At 44.5% G+C, this 24,322-nt stretch carries 23 protein-coding genes and 1 pseudogene; 4 read left to right on the forward strand and 20 right to left on the reverse strand.

What is annotated here, in order from left to right; genetic code table 11:
* Positions 1 to 388: 388 nt before the first annotated feature.
* Positions 389 to 1,747 carry an MFS transporter gene (locus KJS69_RS13715; protein ID WP_213584333.1) on the reverse strand — a complete coding sequence of 453 codons (1,359 nt, stop codon included), beginning with the start codon at positions 1,745 to 1,747 and terminating at the stop codon, positions 389 to 391.
* Positions 1,748 to 1,863: 116 nt separating this feature from the next.
* Here KJS69_RS13715 and KJS69_RS13720 point away from each other — a divergent pair, with 116 nt between their 5' ends.
* The gene (locus tag KJS69_RS13720) at positions 1,864 to 2,745 is read left to right on the forward strand and encodes a LysR family transcriptional regulator (protein ID WP_213584410.1); all 882 of its coding nucleotides are present in this window, start codon (positions 1,864 to 1,866) and stop codon (positions 2,743 to 2,745) included.
* A 354-nt stretch (positions 2,746 to 3,099) separates the two neighbouring features.
* Here the strand turns inward: KJS69_RS13720 and KJS69_RS13725 are convergent.
* From KJS69_RS13725 to KJS69_RS13770, 10 genes and pseudogenes are all read right to left on the reverse strand, one after another.
* Positions 3,100 to 3,437, reverse strand: a pseudogene (locus KJS69_RS13725) (MFS transporter); the annotation flags it as partial.
* 17 nt (positions 3,438 to 3,454) lie between these two features.
* Positions 3,455 to 4,717, reverse strand: a complete 1,263-nt coding sequence (locus KJS69_RS13730) for a serine hydrolase domain-containing protein (protein ID WP_213584335.1) — start codon at positions 4,715 to 4,717, stop codon at positions 3,455 to 3,457.
* A 333-nt stretch (positions 4,718 to 5,050) separates the two neighbouring features.
* Positions 5,051 to 5,527 carry a YbaK/EbsC family protein gene (locus KJS69_RS13735; RefSeq protein ID WP_213584411.1) on the reverse strand — a complete coding sequence of 159 codons (477 nt, stop codon included), beginning with the start codon at positions 5,525 to 5,527 and terminating at the stop codon, positions 5,051 to 5,053.
* 163 nt (positions 5,528 to 5,690) lie between these two features.
* Positions 5,691 to 6,248: a helix-turn-helix domain-containing protein gene (locus KJS69_RS13740; RefSeq protein WP_249730509.1), complete on the reverse strand. Its 558-nt coding sequence runs from the start codon at positions 6,246 to 6,248 to the stop codon at positions 5,691 to 5,693.
* Between the two features lie 896 nt (positions 6,249 to 7,144).
* Positions 7,145 to 7,567, reverse strand: coding sequence for a DUF1259 domain-containing protein (locus tag KJS69_RS13745; protein ID WP_213584336.1), 423 nt, complete (start codon positions 7,565 to 7,567; stop codon positions 7,145 to 7,147).
* 54 nt (positions 7,568 to 7,621) lie between these two features.
* Positions 7,622 to 8,041 carry a DUF1259 domain-containing protein gene (locus KJS69_RS13750; protein WP_213584337.1) on the reverse strand — a complete coding sequence of 140 codons (420 nt, stop codon included), beginning with the start codon at positions 8,039 to 8,041 and terminating at the stop codon, positions 7,622 to 7,624.
* 444 nt (positions 8,042 to 8,485) lie between these two features.
* Positions 8,486 to 8,635, reverse strand: coding sequence for an aminoglycoside adenylyltransferase domain-containing protein (locus tag KJS69_RS30270; protein ID WP_213584338.1), 150 nt, complete (start codon positions 8,633 to 8,635; stop codon positions 8,486 to 8,488).
* Positions 8,636 to 9,055: 420 nt separating this feature from the next.
* Entirely contained in the window at positions 9,056 to 9,652 is a 597-nt protein-coding gene (locus KJS69_RS13760; RefSeq protein ID WP_213584339.1) for a class I SAM-dependent methyltransferase, read from the reverse strand.
* A 164-nt stretch (positions 9,653 to 9,816) separates the two neighbouring features.
* Positions 9,817 to 11,004 (reverse strand): MFS transporter, encoded by a 1,188-nt coding sequence (locus KJS69_RS13765; RefSeq protein ID WP_213584340.1) that lies wholly within the window; start codon positions 11,002 to 11,004, stop codon positions 9,817 to 9,819.
* A gap of 72 nt (positions 11,005 to 11,076) precedes the next feature.
* On the reverse strand, positions 11,077 to 12,060 hold the full coding sequence (locus KJS69_RS13770) for a helix-turn-helix transcriptional regulator (protein ID WP_249730510.1): 984 nt from the start codon (positions 12,058 to 12,060) through the stop codon (positions 11,077 to 11,079).
* A 114-nt stretch (positions 12,061 to 12,174) separates the two neighbouring features.
* Between KJS69_RS13770 and KJS69_RS13775 the strand changes: the two genes are divergently transcribed.
* Both KJS69_RS13775 and KJS69_RS13780 read left to right on the forward strand, forming a co-directional pair.
* Positions 12,175 to 12,795 (forward strand): TetR/AcrR family transcriptional regulator, encoded by a 621-nt coding sequence (locus KJS69_RS13775; protein WP_213584341.1) that lies wholly within the window; start codon positions 12,175 to 12,177, stop codon positions 12,793 to 12,795.
* Positions 12,792 to 14,189 carry an MFS transporter gene (locus KJS69_RS13780; protein WP_213584342.1) on the forward strand — a complete coding sequence of 466 codons (1,398 nt, stop codon included), beginning with the start codon at positions 12,792 to 12,794 and terminating at the stop codon, positions 14,187 to 14,189. The genes KJS69_RS13775 and KJS69_RS13780 overlap by 4 nt, the downstream gene beginning before the upstream one ends.
* Positions 14,190 to 14,510: 321 nt before the next feature.
* On the opposite strand, the gene KJS69_RS13785 is transcribed toward KJS69_RS13780, so the two are convergent.
* Positions 14,511 to 15,419 (reverse strand): LysR family transcriptional regulator, encoded by a 909-nt coding sequence (locus tag KJS69_RS13785; RefSeq protein ID WP_213584413.1) that lies wholly within the window; start codon positions 15,417 to 15,419, stop codon positions 14,511 to 14,513.
* 143 nt (positions 15,420 to 15,562) lie between these two features.
* On the opposite strand from KJS69_RS13785, the gene KJS69_RS13790 reads away from it, so the two are divergent.
* A complete protein-coding gene (locus KJS69_RS13790; RefSeq protein WP_213584343.1) occupies positions 15,563 to 16,582 on the forward strand; it encodes an alpha/beta fold hydrolase in 1,020 nt (339 codons plus the stop codon).
* Positions 16,583 to 16,814: 232 nt separating this feature from the next.
* On the opposite strand, the gene KJS69_RS13795 is transcribed toward KJS69_RS13790, so the two are convergent.
* The 8 genes from KJS69_RS13795 to KJS69_RS13830 form a co-directional block, all read right to left on the reverse strand.
* Positions 16,815 to 17,486, reverse strand: coding sequence for a glycosyltransferase (locus KJS69_RS13795; RefSeq protein WP_213584344.1), 672 nt, complete (start codon positions 17,484 to 17,486; stop codon positions 16,815 to 16,817).
* Positions 17,473 to 17,607 carry an AbrB/MazE/SpoVT family DNA-binding domain-containing protein gene (locus tag KJS69_RS13800; RefSeq protein WP_213584345.1) on the reverse strand — a complete coding sequence of 45 codons (135 nt, stop codon included), beginning with the start codon at positions 17,605 to 17,607 and terminating at the stop codon, positions 17,473 to 17,475. Before KJS69_RS13800 ends, KJS69_RS13795 begins: the two co-directional genes overlap by 14 nt.
* A 140-nt stretch (positions 17,608 to 17,747) precedes the next feature.
* On the reverse strand, positions 17,748 to 18,506 hold the full coding sequence (locus KJS69_RS13805; protein WP_213584414.1) for a MerR family transcriptional regulator: 759 nt from the start codon (positions 18,504 to 18,506) through the stop codon (positions 17,748 to 17,750).
* A gap of 18 nt (positions 18,507 to 18,524) precedes the next feature.
* Positions 18,525 to 19,517, reverse strand: coding sequence for an alpha/beta fold hydrolase (locus KJS69_RS13810; protein ID WP_213584346.1), 993 nt, complete (start codon positions 19,515 to 19,517; stop codon positions 18,525 to 18,527).
* Positions 19,518 to 20,020: 503 nt separating this feature from the next.
* Positions 20,021 to 20,959, reverse strand: a complete 939-nt coding sequence (locus tag KJS69_RS13815) for a carbohydrate kinase family protein (protein WP_213584347.1) — start codon at positions 20,957 to 20,959, stop codon at positions 20,021 to 20,023.
* Positions 20,960 to 20,983: 24 nt separating this feature from the next.
* Positions 20,984 to 21,844, reverse strand: coding sequence for a carbohydrate ABC transporter permease (locus tag KJS69_RS13820; RefSeq protein ID WP_213584348.1), 861 nt, complete (start codon positions 21,842 to 21,844; stop codon positions 20,984 to 20,986).
* Positions 21,845 to 21,871: 27 nt separating this feature from the next.
* The gene (locus tag KJS69_RS13825) at positions 21,872 to 22,783 is read right to left on the reverse strand and encodes a carbohydrate ABC transporter permease (protein ID WP_213584349.1); all 912 of its coding nucleotides are present in this window, start codon (positions 22,781 to 22,783) and stop codon (positions 21,872 to 21,874) included.
* 77 nt (positions 22,784 to 22,860) lie between these two features.
* Positions 22,861 to 24,165 (reverse strand): ABC transporter substrate-binding protein, encoded by a 1,305-nt coding sequence (locus KJS69_RS13830; protein ID WP_213584350.1) that lies wholly within the window; start codon positions 24,163 to 24,165, stop codon positions 22,861 to 22,863.
* Positions 24,166 to 24,322: the final 157 nt, after the last annotated feature.

The following is a 24,322-nucleotide window of genomic DNA, read 5'->3' on the forward strand; positions in this document are numbered from 1 at the left end:
AGGTGCTATACTTTTAACTTAGGGCCTATAGTCAGGCCGGAAAACAAATTAAAATACAAACAAAAGTACAAATATGCCCCCCAATTCTGCCAATTTAGCTATTTTTGCTATTGTGGTGTAAAAGTGCGCATTATTTTCTATGTTTAGTAAAAATCAGACGATTTTGTCAAATTAAAGGGTACTTCTGCACTCTAATTCTCGTTTTGGGAAAAGGCTAGATTTAAGAGGCACTTCTGCACTTCAATCTTGTTTATGTGGCGGCTGCAAGATTTAGACAAACTAATTTTCCATGTAAACTTGGCGGAGATGCTGCGATCGAACGCCTGCATTTTTTCCATTTTCTTCGGATCTTGATATTTTATCTAAAGGTCTTGCGTCATTATTATTTTCAATTTTCCAGCATTTCTCCTCGTACTTTCAGCCTGCTTCCGAATCGTACACGATACATGATCCATACTCCCAAAACGGTTAGCGCCAACACGAAGTAAATATTGCTATAAACATAAGTGCCCGGGAACGCATTGAACGGATTCAATCGAAACGCAGTGCCTTGATCGATGACTTTACTATAAACACCCGTGGAGATGGCCCCGGATAAGAAATTCAGCATCGATAACAGTCCCATCCCGATTCCGGTCTGTTCCTTCGGAAGCGTTCTGGAAATCGTATTGGATAAAGCAATCTGCATAAACATTAGTCCAACATTGCCGAAGATGAGGAAGACAGCAATGATCACGGGAGAAACACCCGCATAAAGAGACAGCAATGAGAAGCAAATCATAAGCAATCCGCCAGCGATCGTGAACAAGGTCATATTCCCTTTAATATCCGCTAATTTGCCGGCTTTACGTCCCAAGAACGCCGAGACAGCGGCTCCGGGCACCATCGCATAGCCGATCAATCCTGGTGAGAGCCCATGGACATCTGCCAAAAGCTGAGGAGTGAGGAACGGCAACGAATATCCGACAGCCATGACCAATACAGCGATGGTTAGACCCAGTGAATAACTGCTGTTGCGAAACAAGCGGGGATTCACAAAGGGCGTCTCCGCTCGGCGAATACGGACGACGAATAAGAGGAAAGCTGCCGCACTTATTACGGCTGGCAGCCAATCCGCGAATGTAATGGCCAGCAGCAAGCTTGCCACGGTTCCAGCCAGCAATCCGCCGCCGATCCAATCTAGTTTGCCGCCATTCCGCGGCTCTTCAACGAGATATTTGCGATATAAGGGCAGCGTAAAGACGAGAAGCATCGGCAGGCAGAATAACCACCGCCAATGAGCAAAGCTGACAAGCATCGCAGAGACAACCGGACCGATCGCGTTGCCGATGGCCAGCCCGCTTGCCGTAATGCCGAGCGCCCATCCCCGTCTTTCCATCGGGAAATACCGTATCGGCACGATCATCGCCGTCGCGGGAATGACTGCCGCACCGCAAGCTTGCATAATTCTGCCTAGAAGAACCATCCAATAAGCTTGAGAAGCCAACCCGATCAGAGAGCCGGCACAGAAGAAAAGCAGCCCGAATGTGATCAAGCTTTTTAATCTAAAAAGGTCGGCTAATTTGCCGTACACAGCCGAACCGATCGCATAAATAAGCAAATAGATTGCAGACACCCAGCTCACTTGCGAGTAGGAAAGCTGGAACTCTTCCCCCATCTTCGGCAGTACGATATTGAACATGGTCGCACTCATGGAAGATAGAACCATGGTGAATGCGAGGATATATATTAACTTATCGGTTTTCATGGAAGATCCCCCTTTCTTTTTGTTACGCATTATTTTACAATCGAATATAGATAAAGAATAATATATATTTTTCAATACATTCATAACCTTGAGTATATGGAAAAGTGGTGATGACATTGGAATTGCTGCAGCTGCAATATTTCCGCACAGTTGCCAGAATGGAACATATGACCAAGGCTGCTGAACAGCTTCATATTGCACAGCCGGCTCTCAGCAAGACGATTTCCAGACTGGAGGAAGATCTGGGCGTCCCGCTGTTTGATCGTGCGAACCGGCAAATTCGTCTTAACGCATTCGGCAAAGTCTTTCTTGCCAAAGTCGAAACGGCTTTATCTTCTTTGGAAGAAGGAAAGAAAGAAGTGATGGATTTGGCAGGGTTGGAACGGGGGGTGATCAGCATCGCTACGAATGCATTAAACCGCCTCTCGCCTGCAATAGCGGCTTTTCGCGAGCGGTTTCCGGATGTCAGCTTCCGCATCAATCAGATTGCGCCTGCCGAGACGTACAGCATCGGGGAGCTTTTGGAGCAGGGCATCGCAGATCTCGGGTTTGGACCGATGTCTTTTCACAAGCCGGGCATTCGTGAAGTTCCCGTGCTGCAGACAGAGGTCTTCCTGGCCGTGCCTCGCGGCCACCGGTATGAGCACCAGAGCAGCATTACATTGGAGCAGGTAGCCGATGACCCGTTCATCGAATACAAGATCGGACATCCGTTTCGCGAAGCCAATGACGAGATCAGTAGCCGAGCGGGAATTCAGCGGACCATCGTCTGTGAAGTGGAGGAGCCCGCCGCTTTGGGCAGCCTGGTACAGGCAGGTCTGGGGGTTGCATTCGTTCCGGGATGCAAAGGGGATGATGTACCGCAATATACTTTGCTGCATATCGAAGACCCGGATAACAAACGCGCCTTTTACGTATCGTGGAATGAAGCGCGGTATCTATCTGAAGCTGCGCGCGAATTTCAACGTTTCCTTGTCGAGTATTATGCAGAAAAGTAGAAGTGAGCTTCCTTGAGGGGGGTAGAGTTCTTTAACGTAGAAACTCACACATGTGGTCACAAGTATGTGGATACCTCGTCACTTGCTTGTGAACACAAATCTGGAGAAGATTCAACTCAAATCTGAATCCATTAGTTTAAATGGACGATAGTTTCTAACCTTTTTCCATCAACGCCTTACTACTAGGGGTTCGTTCAAAAGCAACCAACATTAAAGTCATTAGTAAAGCGAGAACAACAGTACCGGCTGCGACCCAACTAAGATTCAATACAGAAGTGCCGCTTATTACAAGACCTCCTAATCCCGAACCTAAGGCGAATCCAAATTAAATAATGTGGAATAGCCACCTATTTAAACGAGTAGTGGAATAATCGTGACCAAACCAATGAAGACAAATAATGCCTTCCACCCCATGATCCCACTGAGAAATGTCCCCAGCGGTACACCAAAAACTAAGGAACTGCTTAAACCCATTAAAATGATTCCAATGGCACTTCCTCTTCTTTCCTTCTCAACGAGTCGAGTAGCTACAGCCATTGCCACGACAATAACAATCCCACCACTTAATCCTTGCAAGATTCGTGTGAAAAGAAACATTTCAAAGTTTGACTGAAAAAAGTGATAAAATTACTCAAAAATAAAAAGAGCAAGTATCGATAACAATATTTTTTACGGTCAAACCCCCAATTTAGTTAGTGTGCCAGTTCCCCTATAGCTCCTTGGCATACCCGAAAAATGTCATTTGACCGTTCTCGTTCTCTGTTATACTGTACGGATGGATCTGGTCACAATATCTGCGGGCAAATCTCCCTTCACCTACTGGATAAATCTCAATATGAAGATTGCCTGAGAATCTTGTAAAATATAATTTCCCGTTAATAAGCTCCACTTTGATCTTATCTTTCAAGTAGGTTCCGCAAACCTCTTTAAGCTTGCTTTCGTTGATGGGAAACTCTTCATACTTCGTCGGAACATCTACATCAACATGATGCAAAATATCTGATATTGCGTTGCCCAGTCTGTACTGATGGATAGCTTCATTATTTGAAAGAATGATGATGCAAATATCTTCATCGAAATAATCCTGCATATAGGTGCTTATTCCAAGATGATCTCCCCCATGAGAATACCTATCAGTACCGTAAATATGATGATGTTCCAATCCATAGCAGTAATTGTTTTTGTTCTCTTTGAAAAACCTGGTATACGTTTTTTGCGATACAATTTTACGATCCCGCAAACAAGTATACCATTTGAACAAATCATCACAGTTTGAAATGATCGCCCCTGCACCGATGCTAAATTTTTCGTTATAATACGGACTTTTGACCGTTGCGTCAAAATCTTTTGTATAATTACATGATCTGTTTTTAATAGGTTTACAACCGTCATCCACATCGCTGTTCATCATATTCAAGGGCAGAAATAGGTTGTTTCGAATATAATCTTCATATTTTTCTCCTGAAACATTTTCAATCATCCATGCGAGCAAATTATAGTTTGAGTTATTGTAATCATATGCCGTACCCGGCGGCTTGGTAGGCTTTTTATTGATATACTGCCGGAAGAAATCGTTTATCGAATAATTCATTCTGTTGTAACCAGCAAAAAAATCATTTTCAAAATTATAAAAATTAAATAATCCAGAAGTATGCGATAGTAAATGATGTACAGTGATCGACTCGTCAATCTTCATATCGGCCGGGAGGTATATTTGTGCGGATTTATCGATGTCCAGCATATTCTTGTCATACAGGAGCATAATCGCGAAGGCAGTAAACTGTTTGGACATGGAAGCGATGGAGAAGCATGAATTGATATCATTTTTGATTCCAAACTCGATATTTGCATAGCCGTATGCGTTTTCAAAAAGCACTTCACCTTTTTGGGTGACTTGAATAACGCCGTAAAAGTCCCACAATTCCAGATATTTGTTGATATATTCTTCTAGTTTCAATCGCATGGTTTGCATCAGTTCTCACTCCTCACAAGATATAAAAATCTTAAACTTCACTCCTCGCCTCCATTGTACAAAAGAATGAAACGAAGCGGATTGCTTCATGGCCGTGCGGCTAATGATCGATATAAAGCTGCTGGACCCCAGATCGAATTCGGGCTTTTTCACCCTTTGGTGTTACTACGATACGATAGAACCTGCCGTTTCAAATACCTACCACAGAAACTCGGATTCGTATAAAAAGAAAAGCCCAAGCATGGTGTCTGCTTGAACCTCTCGGGTCAAGTATTTAGGTAAATGTGGCCCGCTCTATACTATCGAAACGCTTGTTGTATCGTTAACTTCATATTATTTTACACAGATTACTTTGCCTTTTGTCATTTGCATTAATTGTTCGGGCGTTAATTGAAACACTGCCCTGGGATGTCCGGCAGCAGCCCATATCTCATCATATTGAAACAAGTCCTCGTCAATAAAAGTCAGGATTGACTCTATATGCCCTAAAGGTGGTACGCCCCCAATAACAAATCCTGTGTGTTCACGAACAAAATCAGCGTCAGCTTTTCCTAATTTCTCACCGAGTTGGCTGCCAATCTGTTTCTCATTAATTCGATTTGCTCCACTTGCTACAACCAATAACGGTTTGTCGGAATTTTTAAGTCGAAAGATAATTGACTTAGCTATATGTGCAACCTCACAACCTATCGCGTCGGCAGCTTCCTGAGCAGTTCTTGTGCTATCTGGTAATTCTATTACTATATTAGGATAACCTAACTCTATTAGCTTGTTTTGAACCAGTTGTGCACTTTCTTTAAGTTGAATCATCAACGTGTTTACCTCCTATTATTCGATTACATAAATTTCTGTTCTTTCTTTCCCTTTCCTAATGTTAATTCGCTTCAACTTAAATTCTCCAACTTCCCGTTTTGTACAAGTGAGTACAGTTTGTTCTTTCCACTAAAATGTCATTGACATTTATACTGCTTTTTTACGATTCTGGATAATGCATGACCACTTGTATGACCACATCCTCAGTCGTGTCATTTATATATTGGTGCAAAACATTTCCTGCAAACCGTATCGCGTCTCCTGCAGGTAAAGTATACACGTCATCCTTAACCATAATCTTAAACTCTCCTGAAACAACAGTAATGTACTCTAGAACACCCTCATTGTGTGGAGTAGAAACATAGCTTGCTTTAGGTTTTAATACAATCGTGAAAATTTCAATTTGGGTTTGTGGGTTGAACGGAAATAATACATAAACGAGACAATTACCATTATCCTCTGTTATATCAGGTACTTTCTTTCGATTAACAATGGATATTGTAGATTCATCGTCTTTTATTAGTGATGAAAAAGAAATATTAAGTCCCGTAGCAATTTTCCAAACGGTGGTTACTGTCGGCTGTGTGTCCCCTCTCTCGATTTGATGCAGCATCCCCTTACTAACCCCAGTTAAATCTGCCATTTTATCCAAACTTAACTGCCTTTGCTTTCTCAATCGTTGCAAGTTTTGTCCTATTGTAATGTGAATAGCATCCAATTATTTTCCTCCTTTCGTTTAGTATATTATACAAATATAACAATATAAAAAACAAATTTAAAGGGCTGTTGTTACTCAAAACGGCCGTTATGTTTAATAAGTCAATCAATTAATAACTCTTTACAGAGCCAAAAAAAGAAGCGGGGTTCACCGCTTCCTTACTATATCCGCCAATACATCTCAAATATCAGTCTCTCCAGGCTTTTTCAAATTAAGTTCAGCTCGTTCATTCATAAAAGGACCTGTCCCAACATAGCAAATGTTGGTATAGTACAACATGACTTGGGTGGGGAAGTATCGCCTTCAGAGCGGAGGTGGTGCTCATGCGATTTTCGTTGGTGGAAGTGATCATGCTCGGAATGTTTCTTCTCGCGCTGATTACTTACCTGAATAAACGAAAATAACCCGCCCAGGTTTGATATGCTCCCCTTGTGGTAGACAGTGGAAATAATAAAACTGTTTACTGTAAGGAGGAGCGTTTTTTCATGTCTCATAAAGCAAAAGTATCAGGATATACCTTCAATAAGCAGCCGTGAACCTCTCCGACTTACTCGCTATCGCGAGTTGAAGTCGGGGCTTCTTACCACGGACAACTTCATGTACCTATTGCAGATAGGGATTTGCCCCATCTACTCCATATCAAAATACGGGGTATCTGTGAAGTTGTCCTAGCAAGCAACCGATGTCTCCTGTAGGCATAGGGGGCGGAACAGCCCGTCTGCTACTTCTTGCCTAAGCAATCCGTAGATACTTCATCTTGATGTGGCTCAAAAATATTACTCCTTGCCAACAACACACAGCATTCCACATATGCCGAGTTCCCAGTGAGAACAACAGCACGATGTGCATCCAACAAAAATGCCCCGGAAGCACTTTCATGTTAATACTATTCAAAATTAACCTAGGAAAGCAATAGAACGTTTCACTTTCCTTGCAAATGCAATGGGATTATCGATCGACTCCCAGTGAATATACATAAGACGTGGGTTATCAAACAGCCAGTGATTATGGAGTGCTGTTACTATGATCCCGTTTTTGCGAAGATTTGACAGCAATCGATTAACTTGGTTTTGGAAGAGGGCCGTTTCCCCTAAACAGAGTGCGCGGCCTGAACTGTCCAGTGATTCAAACGAAAACAGTTGATAGCGGACCAATGGTGATGTGGTACGTCTCCCTAAAATTGTAGCGTTTATCTTCCTATTTCTGGTAACAAAACAAACCGGACCTTTTGTAATTTCATGCTCTGTTCCACCTAAAATGGTTGAAAATTGGTTACATAGTCTTCTAAAACGGGGACTTGCTTTCACTTGTGCCGCCATACGGAATCATCCTTTCGTAATATGATAATAATATAGCTTCATCGCTCAGCTGCATTAACCCAAGAATGCAATGGATTCTTTGGTTTTTCTAGCAAACACAATAGGATTCTCAATAGCTTCCCAGTGCATATACATTAAACGAGGGGTTTCTTTTAGCCAGTGATTATGAAGCGCAGTCACTTTTATCCCACGTTTACGAAGATTCGACATCAATCGATTAACTTGATTTTGATGTACGGCAGTCTCGCCCAAACAAAGCGCGCGACCCGACTTATCAAGAGATTCAAACGAAAACATTTGCATTTGAACCAAAGGGGAGCGCGTTCTTCTTCCCAGAATCGTCGCCCTTAAGTTCGTCATGCGCATGACAAAACAAACCGGACCTTCATCCACTTCCGATTCACCGCCAAGGATTTTTCCGAATTGGGTACAAAGTCTTTTGAATTGTGGGCTAACCTTCACTTTTTCTGCCATATAAATCCTCCTTTAACCATTATCGAAATATCTTATGATCAAAGAAGCAAAGTGTATGGACAAAACACCATGTTACAAGAATAAAAATAGGGTGTAGCCTTCGGCCATTCACGCCATTACCTCATCAGCCAATGCGATTCCTTCGTTTGCAGCCTCCTCACCATCCGAATGTTATTGCCTTCTCCCGTTTCCCCAAAAATCCTATAACCTGGTCAAAAAGAAAAAGCCGAGCGAAAATCAGGGCAAATACCTGAATCTCGTCGGCTTAGCGGTAAACTTATTTTTCGAAACGGAGGTGGGACGATGGAGACGAAAACTGCTTTTTACAATGGCTACCTTCATATTATAGACTTATTCCCATGACCAGAATAGAATTTCGCTTAAAGCCCAAGCTTAATTAACTTTCTTATTTCATTTTGCATATATTCAGAAAACTCTACTAAATTATGTGCTATCAAACTCAAGTTCATTTACTAGTCCATCGTATTCATCTAAGCAATTGGCAATAATGCAGTGGAATTTACTGGGTAGCACTTTCAGTCCCCATTCGCCGCCCTCTTTCTTAGAGGATACTTTGCCTTCTTGTAAAAACAAAAGAACTCTGCAAAGATTTAAGGCATATTAAACAGGTGCATCAATAATTTCCTTGGATGCTTCTCCAATATCGTTAAGAATGGATTGTACATAATAGTTTCTGTCAATTGGTTGAAAGAGACATCTGAGGTTCGAATCTGTTGCGCGGGTAGATGTTACCGGTGAAATGGTACATCGGGTTGCTTCAAGAAGGGCACTTAGGTTCCGTTGGCTGCGTTCTGCCGGGATTCCGGAAACCATTCTATGCCGTTTGCTAAGCGGCGACGGTTTACCGGAATCCACTTTTCTCCCCATAAGAGGCTGGGGAATTGGAGACGATCCCGAGCATCATCTGTTTGGCAGAGGAAGCCGCCCTAGCCTTGTCTGCCGGTCCATACGCAAGAAAGCTGCAGCCCTAATGCGGTCACCCTGCGTCGACTTTCACTTTCTTTTCAAAACGACCAGGTTGCCCTTCATTCCTTCTTCGCTATAACCTTTGCCGACCGTCATCTGGATCGGCAGCACCGGGCCACGTTTAAAATACCGGCTGAAGTGCTGGTCTACTGATTGTTCGGTCACGGAGACAAAATGTCCTTCTTCTGCCTTGTCGCGACAGCCTCTGAGCAGCATCACCCCGCCCGGTTTGAGCACTCGCGCGACTTCCTCCGCAAATCGCCCCCGATTTTCTTCGGCGATACTGTGAAAACATCCGCGATCATTGACCATATCCACGCACCGGTTTGTAAGCGGCAATTTCAAGGCATCGCCCTGACGCCAATCCACCTGAACCTCCGCCTTGTTTGCCCGTTCCCTTGCGATGTTCAAGGCAGCGGCACTCAGATCGACGCCGATTACGCGATATCCCCGCTGGGCAAGAAAAATGGCTTCGCTGCCTGCGCCGCAGCCTACATCCAAAACGGCAATGTTAGGGGGAAGGTCCATGGAAGCCACGAACGCGACCAATTCTTGAGACGGGTACGGGAGATCCCAGTAGTCTCGAAAGTTTCCGTTGGTATACACTTCATCCCAATCTCTCATCCTGTCAACCTCCATTCTTTTATTTATTGTAATTATCGCTTGTCATGGGCGTCAAGGGAAAGCGTCCTGCTGAACAGAGCCAGCAAGTTAAATGGGAGAGTCCTAAGAATATGAGGCTCTCCCATTAATAATTCCCAAATCATGGTTCCTGTCCCGATTGCTTCTTAAAAGTTTTTCGCGGGTAGTCTCTTTTTGGAGGTTCTCATCATGACTCCACCCAGAAATACGGCTAGAATCGCCACAATGGCCATAGGGATTTGTTTATCGACTTGGTAGAGAGTGGTGCTTACAATAGGCGCGATGATGGCTGCAATTCCCTGCATCGCGGCAACCAGCCCGGCAACCCCGCCTTGTTGTTCATTACTGACGGAAAGGGACGCGCCTGCCATAAATCCGGGCATCATCCATCCCGCACCTAGCCCGAACATAAAAAACGCCAAGAAATAGAATGGAAGGCTAGCTGTAAACAGGAATACGATCATACTGAGGACGAGAATCATAGAACCGAGCAGGATCATCGGCCGCGGCTCCCATTTCAGCCATTTCGTCTGAATCAGTTGTACAAGAAGCATAGCCAGACCTGTAAGCATCAGTCCTAAGGAAACCACTCTCGCCACACTTTCAGATGCGAGATTTAGCTGATCCTGCAAATAAAACCCTCCGATAACCTGAACCGTTACAATCCCCAGCATCGTGATTAAAGCGGCTAATAAATACATCCGCAATCCGGGTTGAAATGGACTGACTTTAACCGGGCGTTCCTTTACTACCGGTTTCGTTGCAGGCATTAGCAGTAGTATGACTATAAACGCGACAGCTGCAATCACGATTCCAAAATATAATGGCCATAGCAAGCCAATTAACGTAAACACACCGGCAATAGCCGGACCGAAAATGAGCCCCAGCCCGTTTGCGGAACTAATGATCGCCATGCCGCTCGCTCTTTCCTTTCCCTCCGTCACATCCCCCATATAAGCTTGTGAAGAGGACAAGACTGCGGGGATGAACATCCCGATTAAACTACGCGTTACGATTAACAGAAACAGCAGCAGTCCACCGCTAATCCACTGTTTAAGTCCGCTATAAAAAGTGAGGGTCAGTAATAAACTGCTGATACACATCCCAATAAACCCAATCAGTATAACGGGTTTCCGCCCCTTCGTATCACTGACATTCCCCCATACCGGCGCCATAACCGCCATCATGACAGAGCCAAGCGATATAATGAGACCGGAATGAGCTTCCCTAAGCCCTAATTCCCGAATTAGCGGAGGCATAATGGGGGCAATCAGCATAAGCCCCAACATAGCTACAAAAACGCTTAAGAAAACGCTGGTCTTCACTCTCTTCATTTCCCTACACTCCTCTTCATAACCTATGATTTGATGAGGATTATAAGTGAACTTTGGCTGCCTCTGCTCCCTTCAAAAGGAAATATTACGGTCAAACGGATTATAATTATTTTTGATTTCCGATGGCTTCACGCCATATCTTCGAAAAAACTGCTCGGAGAACGCACTTACGTTGCTATATCCTACTGCCATTGCCGCTTCGGTTACGTTAGCCTCACCGTTTCGCAGAAGCTTCATCGCATAGTCGAGACGAATGTGTCTCAAATATTCAAATACGGTCAGTCCGAAACAGGCTTTGAACCCCGACTTCAGTTTAAAATCGTTTAGCCCCGCCATTTTGGCAAGGGCCTGCAGCGAGGGGGGATCAGCCATACCAGATTCAAGTACTTGTTTAACTCGATGCAATTTTTGAAGATCGTCTTTAGACAAGCCTCTTGGTCTTGGCGTCAGGTCAAATAATTGAATCATATGCCTATTCAAGAGCTCCAATGCGGAAGCTTCCATCATGAGCGGGGATCGGTTGTCATTTCTAAAATCCGAGATCAATTGCTTGACCACTGCCATGCTTCTGACATCGATATCAAAATAATAAGCTCGAGACGGCTTACCATCCAAGACCCTGTTAAACTCAAATTGACGATTAAGCGAAGTCGCCAATTGATTGGCCGCGTAGTCAAATAGAGTCACCGGTATGCCCAGCGAGAGCGAAACGTATCGTTCCGGTACAGGGGGGTAGAACCGAGCTTTAAAGTTTTGCATAAAAGCAAGAGCTCCCTTGCCGACTGGAAGCTCATGAAGCTGATCGGACACCATGACTTGACGTTGACCAGAGAGAGCAAACTGGAGTTCTACCATTCGCCCATTTGAAGCGAAAACAAACGGACTGGCTACATGATAGCGAATATCATAGTACACAATTTCGATTCCGCTGTAAGTCGCGATTCTATAAATGCTCCCGGTACCCACTTCAGGCCGAGGCATAAATGACACCTCATTTTGGGGGCAAAATAAGGATTCATCGAAATACCGTTTATACATCGATGTCAACGATTCCATAACAAATCACCTCACATGAATTATTATACGTCCTTTGTAAAAATAAATAAATAATTTATTTATATATTTACATTTACCGCAGGTTTTATATAATAAACAAGAGAGGTGGTTAAATTGGCGCGTAAATTTACTGAGCAAGAACTGGAAATGATCCGGGGTAAGCTTCTTCAGGAAGGAAGCCGATTGTTCGGCAGATTTGGTCTGAAGAAAACAAGTATCGAGCAACTGACCAAAGCTGCTGGCATCTCGCCTGCGGCATTTTACAAGTTTTATGCTTCCAAGGAAGAGCTTTATTTCAAAATATTCGAAGATAAAGCCTATCACAATCAGGCCTTGCTCATCGAGGAAGTCACGAATCAGAATGAAGGCTCTCCCAGCACCGCTATCCGTCAAATGTTAACGAAAGGGATCGAGCAGATCCAGGAAGATCCGTTTCTGGAGCACTCCGAAGAAGATCTCAATCTCGTCATGCGATCGGTTTCCAAGGATGAGATTGCGGCGCATGTCTTCCGAGACTATATGCAGTTCAGCCCGGTGTTTGAACAACTGCAGGCAAGCGGCAAAGTGATTTCAGAAGATCCTGAAGTTCTAACAGCCATTGTTCAATTGTACTTTACGATGAACGAACATCGGTCCAAATTTAAGCCGCAAATATTCGACCAAGCCATGGCACTGCTCTCCGATTGGATTGCCAAAGGATTTACACAGGTTCAGGAGGTGCAGGGAAAACCATGAATTCACCTTCTGCCGAGTCGCCCGCTGGGCAAATACTGTCACGATCCGGTATTTTCTCCGCATGTATCGTCTATGTGCTCTTCTTTGCCGTTTTGAATGAATCCGTATTTAATGTATCTATTCCCCAGATAGCGCAACAGTTTCAATTGCTCCCTTCTCAAGGGAGTTGGATTGTCACAACATTTATCGTTACTTTCGGTATCGGGCAAACGATTTTTGCCAAATTGTCCGATCGCTTCGAAATCGGTCCCTTATTGGTCATTGGCATTCTTATTTACGTCATCTCCGGAGTATGGGGAATTATCCTGCAGAAGTGGTATGCCTGGGTGCTCATCGTCCGGGCTATTCAAGGATTCGGAGCTTCCTCTCTGAAAGCACTCACTCTAGTGGCTGTGGCTCGGTATTTCAGTACAGAACGCAGGGCGAAGCTTTTTGGTCTGTTTATTTCGGTCGAAGCCATGGCCGTAGCCGCGGGCCCGATAGTTGGCGGATATATCACCTCGACCCTGCATTGGTCGCTCTTGTTTCTGATCCCGTTGTTTCTGCTTCCGGCGCTCATCTTGTTTCTTAAACTTCCCAGGACGAGTCAAGTTAAGAATAAGGCTAAAGTCGACCTGTTCGGGGCAAGCTTGCTTTCGATTTTTATTGCATGTTTGATGCTTGCTTGCACTGAAGCGCAATGGTACTACTTACTGCCCTGTTTGCTTACCCTGAGCATACTTATCATCCATGTGATCCGCGCCCGGAACCCGTTTGTGGACCCGATATTATTCCGCAATCTTCCTTATCTGATTGGAATCAGTATTAGCTTTATTGTGTTCGGTATCATGCTGGGCATCGTTTTTATCGTACCGGTTATGCTGGCCGGTTTGCATCAACTGCCGACGGATCGAATCGGTATCGTGCTATTTCCAGGCGCCGTTTTCTCGGTGATCTTTGGCGTTATCGCCGGTCAAATGACCGCAAGGAAAGGTCACCGTTTCGTTTTTTACATTGGATATCTACTGATAGGTGCGGCGTTGCTGCTGTTTGCCGGTATGACGGATAAATCGATCTGGTATATCAGTGGTTCGTTGGCTTTTATCTATATCGGGATGTCGTTTATGCAAACCGCGCTTACGGAAACAATCACCCGAACGCTGCCCGCTTCGCAAATAGGAGCCGGAATGGGGTTCTATGGGCTGGCCGTTGGTGTTTCAGGCGCTGTTGGAACAGCCGCCGTATCTTCCTTGTTAAACGTCAAAGCGCTCGCGGTACCCCTCCTTCCTTTTATTGAACAAGCCAACGCTCATATTTACAGCAACCTGTTTCTCCTTCTTTTTGTTTTATCACTAGCTGCCGGAATCCTGTATTTGGGCATATTCGGAATACGTCCGATAACTCGAAAAGATTGATCCTTACATGTTCACCACGCTCTCCTTTGCAAATAATGGACAGCGTAGCTGAGCCCAGCGCTAATCCCCAATGAGCCAAGAAAAGCCCAAGCTAGTAACCAGCTTGGGCTTTTATCCTGGTAAATATGGCTCTAAATCACTGCATTCTCACTAGCGACACACAGCACTCCTTCCAAGAAATTTTAGTATATATGACAAAACTATTGTAGGTTCATCTTCCTGAACTAAGTGTTAACGATATAAGTTCCTGTCCTCCAACAGTTGCGAATCAAGGGTCAAATAGCCCGCAGGCGAGTAGGTGTTTTCCTATCGCTGAATAGGCTAAATGGTTGTATTCCCCTCCTCTGTAGCGAGAACCTCCCTTGCTGCTTCTATGAAAGATAATATGATGGGTGAAAGCCACTTGTCTTTATGCCATAACATCTGTGTATACACGTGCAGGTCCGGAATTTGCCAAGGAAGAGCAACAAGTTCGCCCCGTTCAACTTCGGCTTCCGCTGTTACTTCAGGAAGAAAGGCAATACCGATTCCCGTAATTGCACATTGTTTAATGGCTTCGGCATTTTGAAACTCTAAATACGTAATGCTATCAATGCCCTCTTTCTCAAATTGCCGATCAAACATAGTTCGATAGGGACAACCCTTTTCATTCGTAAGGAACACTTGTCCGTGAAAATCCTCCAGCTGCAGTACAGTTAGTTTCGCGAGCGGATGGTCTGGAGCGGCGAAAAAGCGAAAAGTTTCTTCCACCAGCGGCTCCACTGCAAGTCCGCTCGAGCGAATGGATTCGTCCAACATAAAGACGACATCAGCGGTTCCCTCAAAGAGCGTTTGCTTGAGCTCTTGATTGGGAACGGAGCGGAAGATGAGACGCACTCCCGGATGACGGGAACGAAATAGGTGAAAGACAACTGGAAGCCGATAGGCGCAAAGAACCTCGTTAGCACTTATCGTTAGGGTGCCGCTTAAATTTTCATTATCATGAACGACGCTGCGAGCTTCGTCCAATTTGTTTAGAACGCCTTGGATATGAGTTAAAAAGCGTTTACCCGCACTTGTGAGAACGAGCTGCTTGCCCAAGCGGTCAAAGAGACGAACACCGAGTTCATCCTCCAATGCTTTTATTTGCATCGTGACGTTGGAGGGGACATAGTTCAGCACTTCCGCAGCCCGACTGAAATTTAAAGTTGATGCAACCGTGCGGAACGTAATCAGTTGGCGCAATTCCATCATACGATCCCCCTTTTACTTTCAATATAATTGAATATTGCATTGAATTTTATTCACTTTTATTGAGACTATCACAGCTCTATACTAATAACAAGAAAGACATTCTAAAGGAATAGTTTCATTTTGAAGGGAGCGGCAACACGATGGATTATGAGATTTTTGATTTGGGTGACGTAACCTTGCAATCAGGACTGACGTTACCAAGCGCTTTTCTTGCTTATAAGACTTATGGAAGATTGAATGAAAAGAAAGATAATGTCATCATCTATCCAACTGCTTTTGGCGATCAGCATGCTCAGAACGAATGGTTGATTGGAGAGGGCATGGCACTAGATCCGAGAGAATATTTCATTATCGTTCCCAATCTGCTGGGCAACGGATTATCCTCGTCTCCCAGTAACACGCCTCCCCCATTCGACCGAGCTAATTTTCCGCAGGTAACTATCTATGACAACGTTAAATTACAGCATCGACTGGTGACCGAAAAATTCGGCATTCAAAAGATCGCTCTCGTCGTTGGATGGTCCATGGGAGGCATTCAATCATTCCAGTGGGGGGCAAGTTATCCAGACATGGTAGAACGAATTGCACCATTCGCCGGAGTTGCAAAGACTTGGCCGCATACGTATGTAGTCCTGGACGGAATGAAAGCTGCACTCATGGCTGCAGCCCACTTCGATTCAAGCAAACTAAATCAGTTGACTTCTGCAGACATGCGCGCCGTTGGACGTGTCTATGCGGGATGGGGCTTATCGCAGGCGTTTTACAGAGAGGAACTTTATCGTGAGATGGGATATGATTCATTGGCGGATTTTATGGTTGGCGTCTGGGAAGATAGCTTTATGAAGATGGATCCGCACAATGTCCTGGCCATGTTATGGACAGGCCAAAATGCAGATATTAGTGCAAACCCCTCCTATAACGGAGATTTCGATGAGGCACTCAAAAGCATTAAAGCACTTGCCTGTGTCATGCCAGGGAGCACGGATCTCTTCTGTTCGGCGGACGATAACGAATACGAGGCTAAGCTTATACCTAATGCTGTTTTTAATCCTATCAGGTCGATTTGGGGCCATTTTGCCGGTCGCGGAATCAACCGTGCCGATAATCAATTTATTGATGACAACCTAAAACGCTTGTTGGCGCTTAGTACAAACGGATAGATCATCATTAGCATTGGAGCGTTCTATCAGGCATAGATCGGGCTTTTGGTTCGCTTGCATCTTATCCAACCATCAACTACCCGCAGGCAGCTATCTAAACGTTTAAATCAATCGTTAAAAATCCAGTTGTTATTAACCCTATTTCGTCCCCAACCGCCTAGTCATCATAATCCATTATATAGAAAATGGAGGGGCAAAATTATAGGCTCAGGTGTGCAGAATATAAGGGCTACTATTTTTCTCCATTATTTATAACATTTAAAATCACATCTGCTGCCTTTTTTGCCTCTCCAGAAATTTTAAAACTTTTCGATGTTTTAATTGCATTTTCTTTATAAGTATCATCATTTAATATCTGTTCAATCGCTTTTATAAAACTCATTATTTTTACTGTACTTAACGATATATATACCGTTCTACGTTCATCCCCAACATATTCTTCTACATCACTCACTGATGGTCCTACAAAAGCATACTTATCAGAAAATATTTCAGACATAGGTTGAAATTCTTTAGAAGTGTAAACTATCGTATTAGTGTTATTATCATTCTCAATCAAAGAAATAAAATTATCAATCTCATATCCATTTGCTCTCAAAAGTTGGAGCTTCTTATTTATTCGAGGCATTCCTATAGCCATACGTATGATTTCTCCAACTCCACGCTTCATCATTTTTACAGTATGCTTATTGAATGCAAATGAAGTTGTGGAACATATATATTTAATCTTTAGTTTCTTTGCAAAGAGCTTTCCCCAGATGCACAAAGAATCCGATACTATGCAATCTGGTTTAAAATTTTGTAATTCCTCACAAACCTCTTTATCTAAATTAATTGTAGTATCAGCGACCATTTCAATTAATGCCGCGAAATCTTTCCCTATCTTATTCTCATCTTCTTGCAATATTAAATAGATCTCGTACCTCCTTTGGAATTACGATCTGTCCTTTTGGACCAACCTTAACTGACCCTATAAATTTACCCTCAAGCTTTTCATCAGGCAGCTTTATATTATTATTTTCCATATATCATCTCTCCTTGCATTCTCTGTTCGATAGAATAACTTTTCATACTATGTATTGCTTGTTATACTTATGATGCTTTTTCATGTTGAATTTTTCAATAAAATATTATACGTGCGGTTATCAAATGATCTCTAACCTGGTTACTCATCTCTCGCAAGATCATAATGGCGAATGACTTTCGTCAGATAAGGTTCTCCTTTACTAATTAAATCCTGTTCTCCCCGGCTCCATTGACCACGGTCACTATCCACTCTTAGCAGAGCCTCCATCGCTTGGGCATTGCCAGACGTTACGCTAGTAACCATCGTTTGCCAATCCTTGTAAAGCTCTTCAACCAGCTCTGACTCTATAGGCACTTCGCTCGCCTGATAAGCTGCTGAATATAAAATCAGTCTTCGGAATTCATTGTAAAATTCAAAAACAGCCTCCTCTGTCTGGAACACTTCCTGAAAAACCGCATAGTCCTCTTCCGGAAAATCATATTCGCCCCAATGGTCAATAGCGTCCATTTCCAATACATTCATCAGGCCGGCTAACAGTTCCCACGGTATTTCATACCCTGCCGCCCGCAGCTTCCGGGAAACTTCAATGCCCTGCAGCTTCGCCTTGATCCCTTCCAACTGTCTCCGCAGCATTATACTTTGGGCATACAGTTCTTTTTCCACAGCGTTGTCTGAATCCGAATCATTCAGTTTATTTTTAATTTGCTCTAACGAAAGCCCCAAGCTTTTGTAGTAATTAATTCGGGTTAGTTTCCTCAGATGGACCTCAGTGTAGGTCCGGTGTCCTTTGGCATTTTTAATAGCCGTTAAAATTCCTTCATTATCGTAATATTGCAAAGTCCTTCTGGAAACTCCACTTATTACAGCCAGCTCTTTTACTGAATAAGTTTTCGTAATGGAACTCCACCTCCATCTCTACGGCTCCAATCTTGTCAAAAACATCTGAATTCTCTCCGCGAGTTCCTCGGGATACTCCCCATTAATAGCATGAGATGCCTGGTCAAACAGTACGGCTTCGCTTTGCGGATGCGTCAAGCTTTCTTCAGCAGCAGCAAAAGCTTTGTCAGGATTGTGCATTATTGATTCTCCTCCAAGAATAGCCAGCGTGGGAACAGTCAAAGATTCCAGTTCCTCTTTACTTATCTTTTGCGGCATAGGCAGCTTGCTTTTAAAATTTCTCATCCCGGCTTCAACGAGCCTCGCTATAGGTTCATCCTCGATATCGGCACCTCCGGAAATATCGCTTAACATTCGGTCCCTTATAGATTTGGGAATGAACGGCACGGAAGCCGGAATCGAGGCTAAAACCGTTTTTAAAGGAAGCGTATCAAACACGTACACAGGTTCAACTAAAATAAGTGATTTCACCTGCGGAACCTCTTCCTGAACAAGTAAATTCGCAGCACTCCATCCTCCAAATGACAACCCTAGCAGGTGGATTTCTGCTTCATCTAATGAGGTTACTACTTCTTTTAACCAAGTCGCCTGGTCCTGTATCGTTTGGATTCTGGCGTTTTCGACACTCAGCCCAGGCTCTCCAATCAAATCGATTGTGTATACCGGTCTCTCTTGAATCAGGCCTTGTAAATTAGCTTCCCACATTGGCGTAGAAGCGGACTTCCCGGGCAATAAAAGCAATGGGGCGCGCTCTGTCTCGGATGCCTGGAACTTGTAAAGCTTGACTTGACCAAATGATGTGATGAGCAAAGCTTCTTCCGCAGGCTCCGGCAGGTAAGACATCGCTTCGCTATAAGCTTCCATAAACTCCAGCTCTCCTTCCTTATCTATAAAAGAAGAGACTGAGCCATCATCATAAAACAAGCTGAAGTAACCCACTACACCAGCAAGCAATATAAATATTAAAAAATACCATCTTTTCTTTATCTTCCTTCTTTGCCTTTTCTCCATTACCCCTAATCCCTCCTACTCTCTCTAAAATCAAGATATACTATTACGTAACGTAATACGCAAGTGCAGGGTAATATCTCAGGCTGTTGAAAAATAAGGCCTCTATCAATAAACTGAAACATAATCGGCGACTGGCTACACGTTACAATAAATTAACGTGTACTTTTGTTGCTTTTTTAAAGTTAGCTTCCTCCATGATTTGGTTTGACCGCCCACCTTTCAGGAGAAATCATATTGAAAATCTTTAATACTTCGAGTGGTGGGCTAGTTGGGTTGAATGACAGCATAGCGTTGTAGTGTCTCCATACACAGGTATTATTAGGATACATCAGCAACGAGAAGAAGTTAGGCTTACGTTGAAAATAACTATACTTAAAATAAACCATTTATCACCTCTCTCATTTCTTGAATAACTCGGATAGCTTACAAAAAAGGCAGGAATGCTGTAGTCTCGGCATTCCTGCGCTTCCCGTACCAGTACTTATCTTATCTTTTCTTTCTTCCTAGTCTTTCTTCAGCCGATGCGTCTCCTGAAAATGGTGAATATCCACCAAGGTCGATACCTGTTCTGCCCCACCGATACGTAACGTGGAGGCGGCTCCACATGCGTTCGCGAACTCTATCCAATCCTTGCCGTGCTTGCCGGACAACCACCCGGCAATTGCTCCGGCGTTGAACGAATCACCCGCTCCAGTCGTATCCACAGGTTGAATATCATATGCCGGTGCGGTCATGACTTTTCCCTCCGGGGAGATTAGCATGCTCCCCTGTGCTCCGCGCTTGATCAACACCCATAGGCGTTGACTCGGCAATGCCGTCACCACTTCATCCACAGAGGAAGCGCCGAGAATATGAAGAATCTCCTCCTCGCTCGGAATGAACAGATCCGTATGGGCTAGAAGCTCTACAATACCATCGCGTTGCCAGTTATTACGCACGTCCCACCCCGTATCAAATGAAGTGCTGATGCCGTGATTTCGAATACGTTCGAACAGTTGGGGCCAATGGTCCCGCATCCCATCCTGCAGAAAATACGAGCCGAAATGGACGTGTTCCGCCCGGCTATACAGTTCCTCGGGAATGTCCGCCGGCGTCAACGCCGCAATGCTTCCCATATAAGTGACCAGACCGCGATCCTTCGATGTAGAGAAGGACAGCGTCACGCCGGTCTGCACATCTCGACTCATCTGCACATGCGTCGTGTCCACGCCTTTCTCCTTCAGGCGATTCACGCAGAAGTGCCCGAATTCATCGTCACCGACCACACTGACGAACTGAACATCCTGCCCGAGTCCCGCCAGTGCACACGCTGTAATCGCCGAAGAAGAGCCGAGAACGACCTGAAAGCGATCCACCACTTTCTCCCGATTCCATTCCGGGATAACGTCTTCTCCCCCAACGATCATATCCACATTCAATTCGCCCAATATATATACAGACATGTCGAATCCTCCCTTGTAATTAACTTATCCTTTGACCGCTCCACTCGACAGACCTGATATAATATATCGCTGGAAGAAGAGGGCCAGAAGAACCGGCGGCAAGCTGGCAATGACGCCGCCCGTACTCGTCATAATATAGTCGGCACCGTGTTTACTGCTAAATTCGGTAATGACAACGGGCAGCGTCTTCGCTTCCAACGTCGTCGTGAAATTAAGCGCATAGAAAAATTCATTCCACGACATGATAAACGCGAAGATTGTCGTCGCCGCCAGACCCGACAAGGAGACCGGCAAGACGATCGTAAAAAAAGCACGAAGCTTGGAGCATCCGTCAATTCTTGCGGCCTCCTCCAAATCAGGAGATATTCCTGCCAGATATCCCCTCATGATCCAGATCACAAACGGTAACACAAAGGATAAATACACGACAATCAACGCCCACTTGTTGTTCATCAATGAAGCTTTGCTTAAGATGATGTACATGGGAATGATGAGCGCAATAGGCGGCACCATCTGCACGAGCAAGATCGTCAACGTAGCCGGCTTCCTGCCTTTAAACTTTAGCCTTGACAAAGCATATGCCGCCAAAACTCCGAAGAACAGGGCTAACACCGTTACACTTGCAGCAATGATCATGCTGTTCTTCATCGCAGAGACAAACTGTCCTCCCGCATCCGATGTCGATGCACTTCCACCGAACAGAATGGATCGATAATGGTCTAGCGTCAGTTGTTCCGGAATCCATCTCAGGGGTACCGTCAACAAGTCTGCTTTTGTCGATAGACTGGAGATAATTAACCATCCATATGGAGCCAGTACGTAGAGCACAATCAGTATCACGAGCGCGTAGATGATGATTGGCTTAAACGAGAACACTCTTTTCATGAAAAACACCTCAGCATGGATGCGAATTTAGATCACTTCGCCGTCCCTTGATTGAAATTTAATGTAGAGCAGAGCCAGTATAAACGTCACGAACGTAACCATATAAGCCATCGCTGATCCTAACCCGAAGTTCAAGAATTTGAATGTCGTTTTATAGATGTAGAAGGAGATCAGTTCCGTGCCTCCGCCCGGTCCGCCACCCGTTAGAATAAACGGCAGCTCGAATGTCTGGATGGCCCAGATCGTCTTCATGATGACCAGAATAATAATGATGGGTTTAAGAATCGGCAAAGTCACTTTCCAGAAAGCTTGCCAAGCATTCGCCCCATCGATTTTGGCTGATTCATACAGATCCGCCGAAATGTTCGAAAGGCCTGCTAATACGAGCAGCACCACATACGGGGTTTCTTTCCATATATTGGCGAAAATCATCGCATGTAACGCTGACATCGGTTCGCCCAACCAGTCCCGATATTCATCAATAATATGCAATTGCGTCAACAGAGCATTGAGTGCTCCGTAGTTCGGGTTGTATATCCACTTCCACATGATCGCATTCACTACACTCGGCAACGCCCAAGGCAGGATCATGATGCCTCGCACGAATCCCCTGAATTTGAATTTCTGATTCAAAACAAGGGCAATCCCGATTCCTAGAGAAATCTCTGCAATTACCGTAACCAAGGTGAAATAACCGGTTAAATGGATCGCATTCAAAAAATACGAGTCTTTAAAAATCTGAATATAGTTGGTCAGTCCAATGAATTCCAGGGTACGGTTGGCAAAATCCATTTTGGACATGCTCATGCTTAGCGAGTATAGAAATGGATACAGCAGTACGACTGCAAACACCAGAGCCGTCGGCAATATTAATAAGTAGCCTAGCTTTCTATCTGAATCCATGACGTTCGTGACGCCTCTCAGAAATTTCGATGTCATCGTTCCCCCACGCTTTCATAGACCCGCTGCTGCGGAAGCACATTCTTTACTAGCATGTGCTTCCGACCCAGCATCGTTTACTCAGTAAATTGCGCCACATTGCGCTCAATCTCTTTGAAACCTTCCTCAATGCTCACTTTATCCAACAAAATCTTAATACTTTCCACCTGTACGACGTTCGAGAACTGATCGTACCAGAGTACATCCTGAAGTCCCTTTGCCGTCAAAGACTGTGTACCAAAATCTTCCCAGTGCGGATAAATCTCCAGCAACTCCGGATCATGGAACAGATCCGTCCAGATCGGCAAAGCCCCGATCTCCTGTGCTTTTCTCTTGTCGAATGCTTTGCTTGACATATACTCGATGTACTTCCAAGCCGCTTCTTTGTTCTTGCTGTTCTTGGGAATAGCCATTGCCTCCGGCAAGGTGAGTACCGCACCAGATGATTCGTCTACACCGATGGAGTAAGGTGCTACGGCAATCTCATCCACGATCTTCGACTTCTCCGGGTCATTGGCCGTCTGATAAATACCGGACCATGCTTGCAAGAAGAAAGCCGTGTCCCCTTTCAAGAACACATCGGCAACCGTCTCATAGTTCGAAGTGATCGAAGCAGGGTCGATGAACTTATCCTCGTGCAGCCCTTCTCGAATAAAGGTGTACGCTTGCGTCAGCACCTCATTGTCAGTCAGATGAACTTGATTGTTTTGATCCAGAAAATCGGCACCGAACGAGTACGCCATATACGTCAGTTGGTTCATCCCCGACTGTGCTTGCATGTATGAATCGATGAAACCGTATTTGACCAATCCCTGATCGATCAGGATTTTGGACTGTTCCTTCAACTCCTCCCATGTTTTCGGAGGGGCTGCAATCCCGGCGTCTTCCAGTTTCTTTTTGTTGTACATAAAGAACCGCGTATCATTATTCCAAGGAATGCCGTATAGCTTTCCTTCATAAGAGAATTTGTCCAGCAATCCCGGAAGGATGCCGTCCTTCATCTCCCCGTTCATCAGCTCATCCAGAGGAGTAATCCATTCGTTGGTTGCGAACTTCGCCACCCAGGAGTTATCTAATTCGATGACATCGTAAGAGTCTCCCCCTGCCGTCATTTCCACCGTAATCTTATCGGCTACGTTATCCCACGACATATTGATCAGTTCGACTTCAATACCGGTCTCTTTTTCGAATTGTCGCGTCTCTTTTTCCATGAATCCCACGTTATCCATCTCATGCTTCGGCAATAAAACCGTGATCTTTTGCTTCTTCTCCGTGTTGCCGTCTTTCCCTGACGAATCTGTCTGATTGGAACATGCCGACAACAGCAAGCCCATGATCAAGGCGCACACTGCAATAGACCCCGCTACTTTCCTTTTCAACATGCCGTATCCTCCCCAATTTCGTTTTTCCACATCCGGAGCGCTCCGGTATTCTGAGTATAAGCAACTGTGCCCTGTTCGGAAATCGCCAATAAGCAGAATCCATCGTCAGAATGCAAAATCTCGAATCACCATATTCCGATCTGCATGTGCAAAAACC

This window comes from Paenibacillus sp. J2TS4 (assembly GCF_018403245.1).
Classification (GTDB): domain Bacteria; phylum Bacillota; class Bacilli; order Paenibacillales; family NBRC-103111; genus Paenibacillus_L.

What these genes read in the sequence shown, in the direction of transcription:
- KJS69_RS13780 (WP_213584342.1), top strand. Translation starts at nt 12,792, where the DNA reads ATGAATTCACCTTCTGCCGAGTCGCCCGCTGGGCAAATACTGTCACGA.
- KJS69_RS13830 (WP_213584350.1), bottom strand. Translation starts at nt 24,165, where the DNA reads ATGTTGAAAAGGAAAGTAGCGGGGTCTATTGCAGTGTGCGCCTTGATC.
- KJS69_RS13730 (WP_213584335.1), bottom strand. Translation starts at nt 4,717, where the DNA reads ATGCAAACCATGCGATTGAAACTAGAAGAATATATCAACAAATATCTG.
- KJS69_RS13745 (WP_213584336.1), bottom strand. Translation starts at nt 7,567, where the DNA reads ATGGCGGCACAAGTGAAAGCAAGTCCCCGTTTTAGAAGACTATGTAAC.
- KJS69_RS13785 (WP_213584413.1), bottom strand. Translation starts at nt 15,419, where the DNA reads ATGGAATTGCGCCAACTGATTACGTTCCGCACGGTTGCATCAACTTTA.
- KJS69_RS13825 (WP_213584349.1), bottom strand. Translation starts at nt 22,783, where the DNA reads ATGACATCGAAATTTCTGAGAGGCGTCACGAACGTCATGGATTCAGAT.
- KJS69_RS13760 (WP_213584339.1), bottom strand. Translation starts at nt 9,652, where the DNA reads ATGAGAGATTGGGATGAAGTGTATACCAACGGAAACTTTCGAGACTAC.
- KJS69_RS13750 (WP_213584337.1), bottom strand. Translation starts at nt 8,041, where the DNA reads ATGGCAGAAAAAGTGAAGGTTAGCCCACAATTCAAAAGACTTTGTACC.
- KJS69_RS13820 (WP_213584348.1), bottom strand. Translation starts at nt 21,844, where the DNA reads ATGAAAAGAGTGTTCTCGTTTAAGCCAATCATCATCTACGCGCTCGTG.
- KJS69_RS13810 (WP_213584346.1), bottom strand. Translation starts at nt 19,517, where the DNA reads ATGGAGAAAAGGCAAAGAAGGAAGATAAAGAAAAGATGGTATTTTTTA.
- KJS69_RS13800 (WP_213584345.1), bottom strand. Translation starts at nt 17,607, where the DNA reads ATGGAAAATAATAATATAAAGCTGCCTGATGAAAAGCTTGAGGGTAAA.
- KJS69_RS13790 (WP_213584343.1), top strand. Translation starts at nt 15,563, where the DNA reads ATGGATTATGAGATTTTTGATTTGGGTGACGTAACCTTGCAATCAGGA.
- KJS69_RS13770 (WP_249730510.1), bottom strand. Translation starts at nt 12,060, where the DNA reads ATGGAATCGTTGACATCGATGTATAAACGGTATTTCGATGAATCCTTA.
- KJS69_RS13735 (WP_213584411.1), bottom strand. Translation starts at nt 5,527, where the DNA reads ATGATTCAACTTAAAGAAAGTGCACAACTGGTTCAAAACAAGCTAATA.
- KJS69_RS13765 (WP_213584340.1), bottom strand. Translation starts at nt 11,004, where the DNA reads ATGAAGAGAGTGAAGACCAGCGTTTTCTTAAGCGTTTTTGTAGCTATG.
- KJS69_RS13715 (WP_213584333.1), bottom strand. Translation starts at nt 1,747, where the DNA reads ATGAAAACCGATAAGTTAATATATATCCTCGCATTCACCATGGTTCTA.
- KJS69_RS13815 (WP_213584347.1), bottom strand. Translation starts at nt 20,959, where the DNA reads ATGTCTGTATATATATTGGGCGAATTGAATGTGGATATGATCGTTGGG.